Annotated in this window: 12 protein-coding genes; all 12 read right to left on the minus strand. The window is 73.1% G+C overall.

All coding sequences use genetic code 11. The features are described 5' to 3' along the window. Positions 1-35 precede the first annotated feature (35 nt). The 12 genes from DAE25_RS20980 to DAE25_RS21035 all read right to left on the minus strand — a co-directional run bounded on the left by DAE25_RS20980 (position 36) and on the right by DAE25_RS21035 (position 14,837). Positions 36-728 carry a YggS family pyridoxal phosphate-dependent enzyme gene (locus DAE25_RS20980; RefSeq protein ID WP_199907706.1) on the minus strand — a complete coding sequence of 231 codons (693 nt, stop codon included), beginning with the start codon at positions 726-728 and terminating at the stop codon, positions 36-38. Then, the gene (locus tag DAE25_RS20985; protein WP_107768067.1) at positions 725-1,414 is read right to left on the minus strand and encodes a polyphenol oxidase family protein; all 690 of its coding nucleotides are present in this window, start codon (positions 1,412-1,414) and stop codon (positions 725-727) included. Before DAE25_RS20985 ends, DAE25_RS20980 begins: the two co-directional genes overlap by 4 nt. 3 nt (positions 1,415-1,417) lie before the next feature. Then, positions 1,418-2,665, minus strand: coding sequence for a cell division protein FtsZ (gene ftsZ, locus DAE25_RS20990; RefSeq protein ID WP_107768068.1), 1,248 nt, complete (start codon positions 2,663-2,665; stop codon positions 1,418-1,420). Positions 2,666-2,936: 271 nt separating this feature from the next. Further along, the gene (locus DAE25_RS20995; protein WP_234411181.1) at positions 2,937-3,701 is read right to left on the minus strand and encodes a cell division protein FtsQ/DivIB; all 765 of its coding nucleotides are present in this window, start codon (positions 3,699-3,701) and stop codon (positions 2,937-2,939) included. Next, the gene (gene murC, locus DAE25_RS21000) at positions 3,694-5,121 is read right to left on the minus strand and encodes a UDP-N-acetylmuramate--L-alanine ligase (RefSeq protein ID WP_107768069.1); all 1,428 of its coding nucleotides are present in this window, start codon (positions 5,119-5,121) and stop codon (positions 3,694-3,696) included. Before murC ends, DAE25_RS20995 begins: the two co-directional genes overlap by 8 nt. Continuing rightward, on the minus strand, positions 5,118-6,188 hold the full coding sequence (murG, locus tag DAE25_RS21005; protein ID WP_056885443.1) for an undecaprenyldiphospho-muramoylpentapeptide beta-N-acetylglucosaminyltransferase: 1,071 nt from the start codon (positions 6,186-6,188) through the stop codon (positions 5,118-5,120). Before murG ends, murC begins: the two co-directional genes overlap by 4 nt. Before the next feature lie 27 nt (positions 6,189-6,215). Further along, entirely contained in the window at positions 6,216-7,532 is a 1,317-nt protein-coding gene (gene ftsW / locus DAE25_RS21010; protein ID WP_234411182.1) for a putative lipid II flippase FtsW, read from the minus strand. 23 nt (positions 7,533-7,555) lie between these two features. Continuing rightward, a complete protein-coding gene (murD, locus tag DAE25_RS21015) occupies positions 7,556-9,028 on the minus strand; it encodes a UDP-N-acetylmuramoyl-L-alanine--D-glutamate ligase (protein WP_107768070.1) in 1,473 nt (490 codons plus the stop codon). Continuing rightward, complete coding sequence (gene mraY / locus DAE25_RS21020; RefSeq protein WP_107768071.1) at positions 9,025-10,137, minus strand: phospho-N-acetylmuramoyl-pentapeptide-transferase; 1,113 nt, start codon at positions 10,135-10,137, stop codon at positions 9,025-9,027. Before mraY ends, murD begins: the two co-directional genes overlap by 4 nt. Next, complete coding sequence (locus DAE25_RS21025; RefSeq protein WP_107768072.1) at positions 10,134-11,516, minus strand: UDP-N-acetylmuramoyl-tripeptide--D-alanyl-D-alanine ligase; 1,383 nt, start codon at positions 11,514-11,516, stop codon at positions 10,134-10,136. Before DAE25_RS21025 ends, mraY begins: the two co-directional genes overlap by 4 nt. Further along, complete coding sequence (locus DAE25_RS21030; RefSeq protein ID WP_234411183.1) at positions 11,513-13,039, minus strand: UDP-N-acetylmuramoyl-L-alanyl-D-glutamate--2,6-diaminopimelate ligase; 1,527 nt, start codon at positions 13,037-13,039, stop codon at positions 11,513-11,515. Before DAE25_RS21030 ends, DAE25_RS21025 begins: the two co-directional genes overlap by 4 nt. Before the next feature lie 13 nt (positions 13,040-13,052). Continuing rightward, positions 13,053-14,837 carry a peptidoglycan D,D-transpeptidase FtsI family protein gene (locus tag DAE25_RS21035; RefSeq protein WP_234411184.1) on the minus strand — a complete coding sequence of 595 codons (1,785 nt, stop codon included), beginning with the start codon at positions 14,835-14,837 and terminating at the stop codon, positions 13,053-13,055. Positions 14,838-14,881: the final 44 nt, after the last annotated feature.

The raw sequence follows: 14,881 nt of genomic DNA on the forward strand, positions 1-14,881 counted from the left end.
GCCCGGGTCCGGGCGCCACTTGACTGATGTGGACATTACTTGACCGCAGGCCTCTCACCGAGGACCGCGGACCCGACACGCACGTGTGTCGCACCACGCGCGATCGCCTGCTCGAGGTCTCCGCTCATCCCGGCCGACAACGCGGTCGCCCCCGGATGGACCTCGAGGAAGCCGGCACGGATGTCGGCCAGCCTCGCGAAGGCCTCCGCCGGGTCCTCGCCCAGCGGCGCCACGGCCATCAGGCCGCGCAGCCGCAGGTGCTCGGCCGCCTCGACGGCGGCGCCCAGGTCGACCAGGGTCGCGGGGTCGGCGCCGGCCCGGTGGTCCGACCCCGGCGGGTCGAGGCTGACCTGCAGGAGCACGTCGACCGTGCGCTCCCCCGCCCCGCGCTCGAGCGCACCGACCAGCTTGGGCCGGTCGACGGACTCGACGACGTCGGCGTACGACGCGACCGCGGCGGCCTTGTTGCTCTGCAACGCTCCGATGAAGTGCCACCGCAGGCCGAGGTCGGCGCACTCCGCCGCCTTGTCGGACGCCTCCTGGTGGCGGTTCTCCCCCACGTCGGTGACGCCGAGGTCAGCCAGCATCCGGACGTCGGAGGCCGGGAAGAACTTGGTGACCACGACGAGCGACACGTCGTCGGACGAGCGGCCGGCGGCGTCGCAGGCGTCGGCGATGCGGCGGCGTACGACGGCGAGGTTGGCCGCGAGGTCGTCGGCGCGCGTCACGAGACCCACACCAGCCCGGCGAACCGTCCGGCGGCGGCCCCGTCGCGACGGTAGGAGTGCAGGCCGCGCTCCTCGAGGGTGCAGCCGGCGACGTCGACGACCTCGACGCCCTCGCGGGTCAGCTGGGCACGCACGCCCGCACCGATGTCGAGGGCGGGGGTGCCCCACGAGGTCTCGGCCCAGGCCTCGGGGACCGCGGCGCTGACGTCGGCGCGCATCTGCTCGGGCACCTCGTAGCAGGACCCGCACACGTGCGGTCCCACCCAAGCGACGATGTCGGAGGCGCCCTGGGCGCGCATCACCTCGACCGTGCGGGTGGCGATGTCGAGCACGAGCCCGGGCCGTCCCGAGTGGACGGCACCGATGACGCCGGCCTCGGCGTCGGCGAGCACCAGCGGCACACAGTCGGCCACCCGGACCATGAGGCCGAGGCCCCGCGTCGTGGTGACCAGGGCGTCGCCGTCGGGCGCCTGCCCGAGCGGCATCGGGCCGTCGACCACCAGCACCTCGTCGCCGTGCACCTGCGACAGCCGGGCGAGGGGCACACCGACGGCGTCCTCGACACGCGCCAGCAGCTCGGGGAAGTCCTCGCGGAGGCCCTGGAGGTCGAGGGAGGAATCAGTGAAGGCGACGTCCACCCGGAGCCGGGAGACGTCGCCCTCACGAGAGTCGCGGAATGCGAACACGTGCTACTTCAGGAAGTCCGGGACGTCGAGGTCGTCGTCGTCGAACTGGACGGGACGGCTCGGGCGGGACGGCTCCTGGCGGGCCGGCGCGGCCTGCTGGGCGGGCTGCCCCGACTGCTGGGCCGGTCGCGGGGCGGACTGCTGGGCCGGCTGGGCGGCCGGGCGGGAGGGCTCGAAGCCCTGGCTGGCCGTCGACGTGGCGGGCCGCTGGGTGGCGACCTGCTGCGCGGCCGCCCGGGTCTCGGCCTGCGACTGCACCGGGGTGTTGGGACGCAGGACGTTGCCCTCGGCGCGACGCTTGGGCATTCCGCCGTCGAAGCCGGCCGCGATCACGGTCACCCGCACCTCGTCGCCCAGCGCGTCGTCGATGGTCGCACCGAAGATGATGTTGGCCTCGGCGTGCGCGGACTGCGACACCAGGGCCGCGGCCTCGTTGATCTCGAAGAGGCCGAGGTCCGAGCCACCGGCGATGGAGAGCAGCACGCCGTGGGCACCCTCGATGCTCGCCTCGAGCAGCGGGGAGGAGACGGCCATCTCCGCGGCCTGGACCGCGCGGTCGTCGCCGCGGGCCGAGCCGATGCCCATGAGGGCCGAGCCGGCGTTGGCCATGACGGACTTGACGTCGGCGAAGTCGAGGTTGATCAGGCCGGGGGTCGTGATCAGGTCGGTGATGCCCGAGACACCCTGGAGCAGCACCTGGTCGGCCTGCTTGAAGGCGTCGAGGATCGACACGTTGCGGTCGGTGATCGACAGCAGCCGGTCGTTGGGGATCACGATGAGGGTGTCGACCTCCTCGCGGAGCTGGCTGATGCCCTCCTCCGCGGAGTTGGCGCGACGACGACCCTCGAAGGCGAAGGGGCGGGTGACGACACCGATGGTCAGGGCGCCGAGCGACCGGGCGATGCGGGCCACCACGGGCGCGCCTCCGGTGCCGGTGCCGCCGCCCTCGCCGGCCGTCACGAACACCATGTCGGCGCCCTTGATGACCTCTTCGATCTCGTCGGCGTGGTCCTCGGCGGCCTTGGCGCCCACGTCGGGGTTGGCGCCGGCACCGAGGCCGCGGGTGAGCTCGCGGCCGATGTCGAGCTTGACGTCGGCGTCACTCATCAGGAGGGCCTGGGCATCGGTGTTGATCGCGATGAACTCGACACCCTTGAGGCCGACCTCGATCATGCGGTTGACGGCGTTGACGCCGCCTCCACCGATACCCACGACCTTGATGATCGCCAGGTAGTTCTGTGCTGCTGCCACGGCTGCAGGCCTCTCTCGGGTGTGGTTCCGGCGGGGTGCCGGAGCGGGTCTGGGTTGTCGGGCTGGGTGTATCGGGGAAGGTGCGTGGCTGGCATCCCCTGCCCTCGGGATCCGGAACTCTAACCGTGAACCTGAGGGTTATAGTTATGTCAACCTCGCGTTGCAGAAGAACATAGGCACGCGACGACGACCGTTCTCGCCGACACGCCCACGACCCCGGAAGTTTCGGCGGACTTTTGTGTGGGTCGCGCCGTGTCGTCCTGCTGGAAGCTCAGCTGGGTCGGGTGATCGGGCTCTCCGGCACGCTCACGTCGTAGACCTGCGCGCGCTGCGCGGCGAGCAGCTCGGGCAGCACCCGCGCCTTGAGCTCGGACTGTTCCGCGCTCCCCCACAGCACCTGGCGGCCGTCGCGGAGCACCAGGGTGATCTGGTCGATGGTCTGCACTTCGACGTGGTCCACCCGGGCGGCGAGGTCGCTGGGGAGCACCGCGACGACGCCCGCGGCCTCGGCCAGGGCGTCGGAGCCGGTGGAGGTGGTGGGCCGCACCCGCGGCATGCCCTTGGGCGCGGTCCGGTAGTCACGGAAGACCACGCCCTCGGCGTCGAGCCCGCGCAGCCGGCCGCCGAGCTCGACGACGGCGATGGCGGTGCGCTCGGTGACGTCGATCCGGATGCCGTCGGGCCAGGAGCGGGTCACGTCGACGTCCTCGATCTCGGCCAGTGCCGCCACCCGGCGGGAGATGGCCTCGAGGTCGACCAGCGCGAGCTGCTCCCCCATCGGGACCTCGGCGACCGCGAGGACGCGGTCCGGGCCGAGCAGGCGGTTGCCGTCGACGTCGACCTTGCCGATGGCGAGCACCGCTGAGAAGAACACCAGCCAGACCGACGTGGCGACGAGCGCCACCACCGCGAGCACGGCGACGACGACCCGCCAGTGCATCCAGCGTCGTGCCCACTGCCGGCGCGCGAAGCGCTGCCGGACCCGCTGCTCGCGGCGCTCCTCCTCCGAGGGACGGGTGCGGGTCGCGCTAGCCACGGGCTCCCCGCAACAGGTCGAGGACCCGGGGGCCGAGCTGGGTGATGCTGCCCGCACCGAGTGTCAGCACGAGGTCGCCGGGGCGCGCGCGGGCCACGAGGGCCGCGGGCACCGCGTCGAAGTCGGGCTCGAAGAGGACGTGCTCGGCGTCGAGCGGCACGGCGTCGGCGACCAGGGCCCCGGTCACCGACGGGTCGGCGTCCTCGCGCGCGAGGTAGACGTCGAGGACGACCACCTCGTCGGCAGCACCGAGCGCGACGCCCATCTGCTCCCCGAAGATCCGGGTGCGGGAGACGAGGTGGGGCTGGAAGGCGACGACGATGCGGCCGTCGCCGGCCACGGCCCGGGCGGCCTGGAGGTCGCCGGCGATCTCGACGGGGTGGTGGGCGTAGGAGTCGTAGACGCGCACGCCCGACCCCTCGCCCTTCAGCTCCATCCGCCGGCCCGTCCCGGTGAAGCCGGCCAGCCCGGCCAGGAGGCCGTCGGCGTCGTGCCCGAGCCGGAGGCCGAGGGCGAGCGCGGCCAGGGCGTCGAGGAGGTAGTGCCGGCCGGGGATGCGGAGCACCAGGTCGCCGACCTCGACGCCGTCGCGCAGCACCCGGCCGCGGGAGGTGGAACCCTCGAAGGCCACGTCGACGAGCCGCAGGTCGCAGGACTCGCCCTCACCGACGGTGATGACCTCGAGCCCGTCGGACCGGGCGTACGTCGCCAGAGCCGCGGCCCCGGCGTCGTCACCGACCACGACGAGGAACCCGTCGCGGTCGATCGTGCCGGCGAACTCGTCGAACGCCGCGTGGTAGGCCTCCTCGGTGCCCCAGTTGTCGAGGTGGTCGGCCTCGACGTTGGTCACGATGGCGGCGTACGGGCGGTAGACGAGGAAGGCGCCGTCGCTCTCGTCGGCCTCGGCGACGAAGAGGTCGTCGGAGCCGGCGTCGGCGTTGCGACCGGTCGCGGTGAGCACCCCGCCCACGGCGTACGTCGGGTCGGCGCCCGCGGCGAGCAGCGCACTGGTGAGCAGGCCGGTGGTCGTCGTCTTGCCGTGCGTGCCGGCGACGGCGAGCACGCGCCGTCCGGCCATCACGGCGGCGAGGCCGGCCGAGCGTGGCAGCACCCGCAGGCCGCGACGGCGGGCCTCGAGCACCTCGGGGTTGTCCTCGCGCGCGGCAGTGGTGACCACGACGGTGTCGTCGGGCCCGAGGTCGCCGAGGTGGGCGGCGTCGTAGCCGAGGTGGCAGGTGACGCCGACCTCGCGCAACGACGGGAGGAACGGGGTGTCCTGGTCGTCGCTGCCACTGACCGGCACACCCTGCGCGGCCATGATCCGGGCGATCGCGGAGAGGCCCGCACCGCCGATGCCGATGAAGTGCACCCGGCCGAGCCGGTCGGCGGGGAGCAGCTCGTCGGGGACGGGCACCCTCACCGGGCGACCTCCACGATGATGCGGGCCAGCGCCTCGTCGGCGTCGCGGGGCACCAGCGCGGCAGCGGCGGCGCCCATCCGGGCCAGCCGGTCGGTGTCGTGGAGCAGGCCGGGCACGGTCGCGCGGACCCACTCCGGCGTGAGGGCCTCGTTGCCGACGAGCAGCGCTCCCCCGGCGTCCACGACGGTGCGGGCGTTGAGGGTCTGCTCGCCGTTGCCGATCGGCAGCGGCACGAACACGGCGGGCAGCCCGACGGCCGCGGCCTCGGTGAGGCTGGACGCGCCGGAGCGACAGATGACGAGGTCCGCGGCGGCGTACGCGAGGTCCATCCGGTCGACGAAGTCGAGCACCTTGTAGGGCACGCCGGTCGCGACCGGGCTGGCCTCGCCCTTGGGGCCGACGACGTGCAGCACCTGCACCCCGGCCTCTCCGAGGGCCTCGGCGGCCGCGGAGACGGACTGGTTGAGCTGCCGGGCGCCCTGGGAGCCCCCGGTGACGAGCAGCGTCGGGCGGTCGGCGTCGAGGCCGAAGAAGCGGCGGGCGCCGGCGCGGGCCGCCTCGCGGTCGAGGGTGGAGATCATCCGGCGGATGGGGAGGCCGACGTACTCGGCCTTCGGCAGCGGCGTGCCGTGGAAGCTCACCGCGACCCGGTCGGCCACCCGCGCGCCGACCTTGTTGGCCAGGCCCGGCAGGGCGTTCTGCTCGTGCACCACCAGCGGCAGCCGTCGGCGGCGGGCCGCGAGGTAGGCCGGCATCGAGACGTAGCCGCCGTAGCCGACGACGACGTCGGGCTGGACCGTGTCGAAGACCTCGAGCGTGCGGCGTACGGCGTCGCGCAGCCGCAGCGGCACCCGCAGCAGCTCGCCCGAGGGCTTGCGCGGCAGCGGCACCGGCGGGATCAGGTGGAGGGGGTAGCCGGCCCGCGGCACGACGGTGTTCTCCAGGCCGCGGGGCGTGCCGAGGCAGTGGACCTCGACCGTCGGGTCGAGCCGCCGCAGGGCGTCGGCGGTGGCGATCAGGGGCGAGGTGTGGCCGGCGGTGCCACCGCCGGCGAGGAGTACGCGCATCAGGAGAAACCTATCGGGGAGGGCCGGTCAGCGCGTGCCCGGCGCCGACAGCCCGGCCGAGCGGTTGCGACGACGCGCCGCCAGGGCCGCGGCGGCCTCCGGCTCGCGCCGTGCGAAGCCGACCAGGAGCCCCAGCGCGACCAGGGACGGCAGCAGGGCGGACCCGCCGTAGGAGACCAGCGGGAGCGGGATGCCGATGACCGGCATCACGGCCAGCACCATGCCGACGTTGATGATCATCTGGCCGAGCAGCCACACCACGATGCCGAAGGACATGTAGCGCACGAACGGCTCGGCGGTGCGGGACGCGATGCGGATCGCCGCGAAGGCGATGGTGAAGAACAGGCCGATCACGAGCAGCGTGCCGACCAGGCCGAGCTCCTCGCCCAGGACGGCGAAGATGAAGTCGTTGTGGGCCTCGGGCAGGCCGCCCCACTTCTGCGTGGAGGCGCCGATGCCCTGACCGAACCACCCGCCCGTGGACAGCGCGTAGAGCCCGTGCGCCGGCTGCCAGCCGGTGTCGAGGTAGTCCTTGAACGGGTCGGAGAAGTTGGTGATCCGCTGGAGGCGCTCGGCGTCCATGGCGGCCAGGAACATCACCGCGACGCCGATGATCGAGATGCTCAGCACGAAGAAGCGCGGCGGCGCGCCGACCACCCAGAGCATCCCCAGCAGGATCGCGAACAGCACCAGCGCGGTGCCGAGGTCGCGACCGAGGATGACCAGGCCGGTGGCCAGGAGCATGCCCGGCACGACCGGGATCATGATCTCGTGCACGCGGCCCAGCCGGCGCTCCTTGCGGGCGTAGATGTTGGCGGCCCACAGCACCAGGCCGAGCTTGGCTACCTCGGAGGGCTGGATCGCGAGGGGGCCGACGGCCAGCCAGTTCTGGTTGCCGTTGCGCTCGACGCCGAGGAACGCGGTGAGCAGCAGCAGGGTCAGCGACAGGAGGTAGGCAGGCCAGGCCAGCCGGCGGATCCAGGCGTGCGACATGCGGGAGGCGATGAAGGCGCACGGCAGGCCGAGGAGCACCCACATCAGCTGGCGCTTGACGATCGCGTAGGAGTCGCCGGTGGTCTTGTAGGCGTCGACGCTCGAGGAGCTCAGCACCATCATCAGGCCGATGGTGAGCAGCAGCGTCGAGGCGCCGAGCAGCAGGTAGTAGCTCGACAGGGGCCGGTCGAGCGCCTCGCGCAGGGCGTGGAGGCCACGTAGGCCGGGCAGCCCGGAGAGCCCGGGACGTCCCGGCACCCGCGGCATGAGCCGGGTCGGCGTCTCGGCGTCGCCGGTCGTGGCGTCGGTGCCGGTGGACTGGGGAGCCGGGCCCGGCGACAGGGTGGTCATCGCGGCCGCTCCCTCCTCCCGGCTCAGCTGCCGGGACCCTCGATCCGACGGTGGACCGCGGCGGCGAAGGCGTCGCCACGGGCGCCGTAGTTGGCGAACATGTCCATGGAGGCACATCCCGGCGCCAGCAGCACGGTGTCGCCCTCGCGGGCGAGCCGGGCAGCCGCGTCGACGACGCGCTCCATCGGGTCCCCAGTCTCCCCGTCGCCGATCTCGATGACGGGCACATCGGGGGCGTGTCGCGAAAGGGCGTCGGCGACCACGTGGCGGTCGGCGCCGAGCAGCACGACGCCCCGGAGACGACCCCGGACGGCCTGCACGAGGTCGTCGAAGCGCGCCCCCTTGGCCAGGCCGCCGGCGATCCAGACGACCTGGTCGTAGGCCTGCAACGACGACTGGGCGGCGTGAGGGTTGGTGGCCTTGGAGTCGTCGACCCAGGTCACTTCCCCGTGCTCCGCGACGTGCGCAATGCGGTGGCCGTCGGGGCGGAAGGCGCGCAGCCCCTCGCGCACGGCGGCCTGCGAGACACCGTGGGACCGGGCCAGCGCGGCCGCCGCCAGGGCGTTGGCGACGAAGTGCGGCGCCGGGGACGCGAGGTCGGCGATCGTGCAGAGCTCGGCGGCGCTGGTGGACCGCTCCTCGATGAAGGCGCGGTCCGCGAGGATGTCCTCGACGACGCCGACCATGCCGACCGAGGGCATCCCGAGGGTGAAGCCGATCGCCCGGGCCCCCTCGACCACGTCGGCCTCGGCCACCAGCCGCTCGGTCGCCGGGTCCGCGACGTTGTAGACGCAGGCACGGCTGACCCGCTCGTAGATCCGGCCCTTGTCGGCGGCGTAGTCGTCCATGCCGCCGGGATACCAGTCGAGGTGGTCGGGCGCGACGTTGAGCACGGCGGCCGACTCCGCGCTCATCGAGTGCGTGTAGTGGAGCTGGAAGCTGGAGAGCTCGACGGCGAGGACGTCGTACGGCTCGGGGTCCATGACCGCCTCGACGATCGGGCGCCCCACGTTGCCGACGCACGCGCTGCGCAGCCCGGCGGCCCGCAGGATCGAGTCGAGCATCTGCACCGTCGTGGTCTTGCCGTTGGTGCCGGTGACGGCCAGCCACGGCGTGGCCCGCCCCAACTCGTCCGTGTCGCGCAGGCGCCACGCCAGCTCCACCTCGCCCCAGACGGGTACGCCGCGGGCGGCGGCCTGGGCGAGCAGCGGCGCGTCGGGGCGCCAGCCGGGCGAGGTGACGAGCAGGTCGACGTCGTCGGGCAGCGTGGCCGTGGCCCCGGGCTCGAGGCGGATGTCGCCGCCGAGGCTCTCGAGGAGGGTGGCCTTCTCCGCCTTCTCGTCGCTGGTCGCCTCGTCGAGGGCGGTGACGCCGGCGCCGAGGAAGAGCAGGTTGTCGGCGGCGGCGAAGCCGGAGACGCCGAAACCGGCGACCACGGCCTTCACGCCGTCCCAGGGGGTGTGTCGACCCAGCTGGTCGAGGTCGGGGTGGTTCATCCGATGCCCGCGACCCACTCGGCGTAGAAGATCCCCACGCCGGTCGCCACGCACAGGCCGGTGATGATCCAGAAGCGGATCACGATGGTGACCTGCTCCCAGCCGAGCATCTCGAAGTGGTGGTGCAGCGGCGTCATCCGGAACACCCGGTGACCCGGCTCGACCCGGAAGACCGACCGGAAGGCCCCGCTGGCCCGGCTCACCTTGAAGACCGACACCTGGATCATCACCGAGAGGGTGACGGCGACGAAGAGCCCGCCGATGATGACGAGGAGCAGCTCGGTGCGCGTCATGATGGCGAAGCCGGCCATGGCGCCACCGAGGGCGAGGGAGCCGGTGTCCCCCATGAAGATCTGGGCCGGCGAGGCGTTCCACCACAGGAAGCCGAAGCAGGCACCGGTGATCGCGGCGGCGATCACCGCGAGGTCGAGCGGGTCGCGCACCTCGTAGCACTTCGGCCCGGCCTCGATGGCGCAGGACTGGGAGTTCTGCCAGATGTTGACCAGCGTGTAGGCCGCGAAGACCAGGATGCTGCACCCCGTGGCCAGGCCGTCGAGGCCGTCGGTGAGGTTGACCGCGTTGCTGAACCCAGTGACGAAGAACCAGATCAGGACGATCACCACGACGGTCGGCAGCGCGAACGCCTCGTAGTCGCGGATGAAGGAGATGTGGTGGGAGGCCGGCGTCTGGCCGCGGTCGTCCTCCAGCGCGGGAGAGAGCGCCAGGAACCCGAACACCACCGCAATGACGGTCTGCCCGATCATCTTGGCGCGGCTGCGCAGGCCGAGGTTGCGCTGCCGGCTGATCTTGATGAAGTCGTCGAGGAACCCGACCACGCCGAGCCCGACGAAGAGGAACAGCAGCAACATCGCGGAGGCCGACGGCATCTGCAGGGTGATGAGCTTGGCCGTGAAGTAGCCGACCACCGTGGCCAGGATGATCACGAGCCCGCCCATGGTGGGCGTGCCCCGCTTGGTGTGGTGGGTCGTGGGCCCGTCGTCGCGGATCTCCTGGCCGTAGCCGCGGCGCGCGAGCACCTTGATCGCGTAACGGGTGCCGATCAGCGAGATCAGCAGCGAGAGCCCGCCACCGAGCAGGATCGCTCTCATGCGTTGCTCCCTTCGGTGCCACCCGGGTCGGGGGCCAACAATCCTTCGACGACGACTTCGAGCGCCGCGCCTCGCGATGCCTTCACCAGGACGACGTCGGCAGCCGACACATTCTCCCGCAACCAGACCAGTGCCTCGTCACGCCCCGCCGTGATGATCGCCTCACGGGGCCACCCGGTCGCCATGTGGGCAGCCATCTCGCCGACGGTCACCAGCACGTCCACGCCGGCGGCCTGCGCGAAGTCCCCGACGCGGCGGTGGGCCTGCTCGGCGTCCGGGCCGAGCTCGAGCATCTCGCCGAGGACGGCGACGGTACGACGCCCGGAGCTGCGGCCGATGACCTGCAGCGACTCCAGCGCGGCCTCCATCGACTCGGGGTTGGCGTTGTAGGCGTCGTTGACCACCACCGCCCCGTCGGAGCGCTCGCTGACCTCCATCCGCCAGCGACTGGCCGACTGCGCGTCGGCGAGCGCGTCGGCGACCGTGTCGAGGTCGACCCCGGCGGCCAGCGCCATGGCGGCGGCCGCTGCAGCGTTGCGCCACTGGAAGGCACCGACCTGCGCGAGGTGCACGGTGGCCCCGGATCCGAGGTGGGTCAGGTCGAAGGACTGGCGCCCGAGCTCGTCGCTGACCAGGTCGCTGACCGCGACGTCGGCGGGCGGCGGCCCGAAGGTCCGCACCTGCGCGACGGTGCGCTCCGCCATGGCCGCGACGAGCGGGTCCTCCGCGTTGAGCACGGCGGTGCCGTGGGCGGGCAGCGCCTCGACGATCTCGCCCTTGGCCTGGGCGATGGCCTCGCGGCTCCCGAACTCCCCGATGTGGGCGGTGCCGACGTTGAGCACGGCGGCCACCGTGGGCGGCGCGACGGTGCAGAGGTAGCCGACGTGGCCGATGCCCCGTGCGCCCATCTCGACGACGAGGTAACGGGTCTCCTCGGTCGCCCGAAGGACCGTGAGCGGCACGCCGATCTCGTTGTTGAAGTTGCCGCGGGTCGCGACCGTCGGCCCGGCGGCCTCGAGCACGTGGGCGAGGTAGTCCTTGGTGCCGGTCTTGCCCTGGCTGCCGGTGAGGGCGAGCACGGTGGTGTCGGGGAGCTGGTCCACGACGTGACGGGCCAGCACACCGACGGCCCGGACGACGTCGTCGACGACGACCGTCGGGGCCTCGGTCGGCCGGCTGCCGAGGACGGCGGCGGCGCCGGCCGCGAGCGCCGTACCGGCGAAGTCGTGGCCGTCCACCCGCTCGCCCTCGACCGCGACGAACAGGCCGCCGGGCTCGGGGGTGCGGGTGTCGACGAAGGCACCACCGGTGACGGTGGCCTCGCCGTGGGCGACGCCGCCCACGGCCTCGGCGATCTCGGCCAGGGTCATCTCGATCATCGGCGGGCCTGCGCGATCTCCTCGGCGGCGACCACGCGGTCGTCGAAGGGGTGCACCTCTCCGTGCACCTCCTGCCCGGTCTCGTGGCCCTTGCCGGCGATGAGCACCACGTCCCCGGGACGCGCGCGGCGTACGGCGTCGCGGATGGCCGCGCGCCGGTCGCCGATCTCGACCACCTCGGCCGCTCCCTCGCCGGTCCCGGCGACGACGGCGGCCCGGATCGCGGTCGGGTCCTCGGTGCGCGGGTTGTCGTCGGTGACGATCACGACGTCGGCCAGACGGGCGGCGATCTCGCCCATGATCGGCCGCTTGCCGGGGTCGCGGTCGCCACCGGCGCCGAGGACGACGACGACCTGCCCGTCGGTGAGCGGACGCAGGGTGGCGAGCACGGCCTCGACCGCGTCGGGCTTGTGGGCGTAGTCGACGACCACGGTGAAGTCCTGTCCGGCGTCGACGCGCTCCAGCCGGCCCGGCACTCCCCCGCCGGCCGCGATGCCGCGCGCGACCTGGTGGGGGTCGAGGCCGGCCAGCGCCGCGGAGGCGATCGCCGCGAGCGCGTTGGAGACGTTGAAGGCGCCGGGGACGGGCACCCCGGCGTCGACCCGGAGGCCTTCGGGGCCGGTGACGGTGAAGCGGGCGCCGTCGCCGGCCAGCTCCACGTCCACAGCCCGCCAGTCGGCGTCGCGACCCTCGCTCGAGAAGGTCTGCATGGGGATGGCGGCCCGCTCCAGCAGCAACCGGCCGTGCTCGTCGTCGACGTTGGTCAGCCCGAGCCGGGCCCGCTCGGGGGTGAAGAGGGACGCCTTGGCGGCGAAGTAGTCCTCCACGTCCGGGTGGAAGTCGAGGTGGTCGCGACCCAGGTTGAGGAAGGTCGCCACGTCGAAGACGACTCCGTCGACCCGGCCGAGGACGAGGGCGTGGCTGGAGACCTCCATCGCGCAGGCGACGACGCCCTGCTCGCGCATCACCGCGAAGAGGCCGTGGAGGTCCGGGGCCTCGGGGGTGGTGAGCGACGTCTTCACGTCGACGCCGTGGATGCGGGTGCCGACGGTGCCGACGACGGCGGCGGGTACGCCGGCCTGCTCGAGACCCGCCTCCAGCAGCCGGGTCGTCGTGGTCTTGCCCTGGGTGCCGGTCACGCCGATCACGGTGAGGTCGGCGGTGGGATCGCCGTAGAGGTGGGCCGCCACGCGACCGAGGACCGCGCGGGGGTGCTCGACGACCAGCACCGGCGTGCCGGGCGGCAGGCGGTCGGCGCCGTCGGCGTCGGTGAGCACGGCGACGGCTCCCGCGGCGAGGGCCTGGTCGGCGAAGTCGGCGCCGTGCGCACGGGTGCCCGGGAGGGCGGCGTACAGGTCGCCGGGGAGGATGCGCTGGGTGCTCAGGGAGATCCCGGTGACCGCGACGTCGAGGTCGCCGTCACCGCGCACGGGGGTCAGGGTGCCGAGCCAGTCGACCAGGTCGGCCAGTCGGGTCACGACGGGCTGTCCGGGGCGGGTGCCGGTCTGGGGGTTGCCGATCACGTGGCGAGACTAGTCACCACTCGACGGGCAGGCGCGAGGGCTTGCCGTCGGTCGGCGGGACGCCGTAGCGGCCCAGGGCGTAGCCGAGGATCCGGGAGAACGCCGGACCGGCGATGGTGGCGCCACCGCCGTCGACCTGCGGCGCGTGCACCGCGACGTAGACCGTGAAGCGGGGGTCGTCGGCGGGGGCGAAGCCGCCGAAGGAGACCGTGGTGGAGCCGTCGTAGCAGCCGCACTCGTCCTCCACGCGCTGGGCGGTGCCGGTCTTGCCGGCGGTGAGGTAGCCGGGGACGGCGGCCATCGGCGCGACGCCGGCACCCTCGTGGGTCACCCGCTCCATCATCCGGGCGGTCTGGCGTGCGGCCTGCTCGCTGACGACGCGGGTGGCCTCGGCGTGGTCGGTGCCGACCTCGACGCCCTCGTCGGTGGTGGCGCTGCCCTGGACGAGGCTGGGCGCGATGCGGACGCCGCCGTTGGCGATCGTGTTGACGGCCGCGGTCATCTGCACCGCGTTGACCGACAGGGACTGGCCGAAGGCGACGCGGTCCTTGGTCTGGGACGTCATCAGGTCGCCGTCGGTGAGGATGCCCGGCGACTCGCCGCGGACGCCGACGTCGGTGCGCGACCCGAGGCCGAAGGAGCGCAGGTAGGTCGTGAGCTCCTGCGGCGTGAACGCGTCGGCGGCGAGCACGGTGCCGATGTTGGACGACTTGGCGAGGATGCCGGTCAGCGTCAGCTTGATGTTGCCGTGGTCGAACCAGTCGCCGATGGGACGGTCCTGGCGGTGCAGCAGGGCGGGCACCCGGAACTTCTGCCGAGGCGTGACCTTGCCGGCGTCGATGAGCGAGGCGGCGGTGAGGACCTTCTCGACCGAGCCCGGCTCGTAGGCCTCGCTCAGGGCGCGGGACCCGAGGTCCTCCTTGTCGGCCTCGAGCGGGGCGTTGGCGTCGAAGGTCGGACCGTCCGCCAGGGCGAGCAGCTCGCCCGTGCGAGTGTCCATCACCAGCGCCACGCCGCTCTGCGCGCGGTACTTCTGGAGGGTCTGGGCCAGGACGCGCTGGGTGAACCACTGCAGGTCGAGGTCGATCGTGGTGCGCAGTGCCTCGCCGTTGCGGGCCGGCACGACGCTGTTCTCCCCCAGGGGCACCCGGTTGCCGCCGCCGACCGTGTAGCGCGCGGTGCCGTCCTCGCCGGCCAGCTGCTGGTCGAAGGTGCGCTCGAAGCCGCCGAGCGGCTCGTCGGTGCCCATGAAGCCGAGCACGTTGGCGGCCACGTCGTCGGCCGGGTAGTCGCGGATCGGGTCGTCCTCGGTGGTGACGCCCTGGTAGCCGGCCTCGGAGAGCTGGGCCAGCACGTCGGTGGCCGTCGTGCTCGGCACCCGGCGGGCGACGTACTCGTAGCGGCTGCCCTCCTCGCGCCCCCGCAGGGCGCGCAGGGTGCGGAAGTAGTCGACGTCGAGGCCGGCGGAGAGGATCTGCGCGATCGCCGGGGCGTCGTCGGCGGTCATCACCGGGTCGGCGATGACCATCTTCCCCTGGATCGAGTCGGCCAGCGGGACGCCGTTGCGGTCGAGGATGTCCCCGCGCTCGGCGGGGAGGATGACCGTCTGCACGCCCTCGGCGGCCGCCATGGCGGCGTACGACTTGGGGTCGATGCCCTGCAGCTGCACGAGCCGGGCGCCGAAGAACGACAGCACCATCGCGATGAGGACCAGGCCCACCCGCAGGCGCAGCTGCGGCGACCCGCGCCGGGCGGTGGTCCGGCTGGCGGTCCGGTTGCTGGTCCGGTTGGCGGGCACTCCGTCTCCGTCCTGGGTGGTCTGCGTGGGGGTGGTCTGCGTGT

The sequence above is a fragment of the Nocardioides terrigena genome, from assembly GCF_003047265.1.
In the GTDB taxonomy this organism is placed as follows: domain Bacteria; phylum Actinomycetota; class Actinomycetes; order Propionibacteriales; family Nocardioidaceae; genus Nocardioides; species Nocardioides terrigena.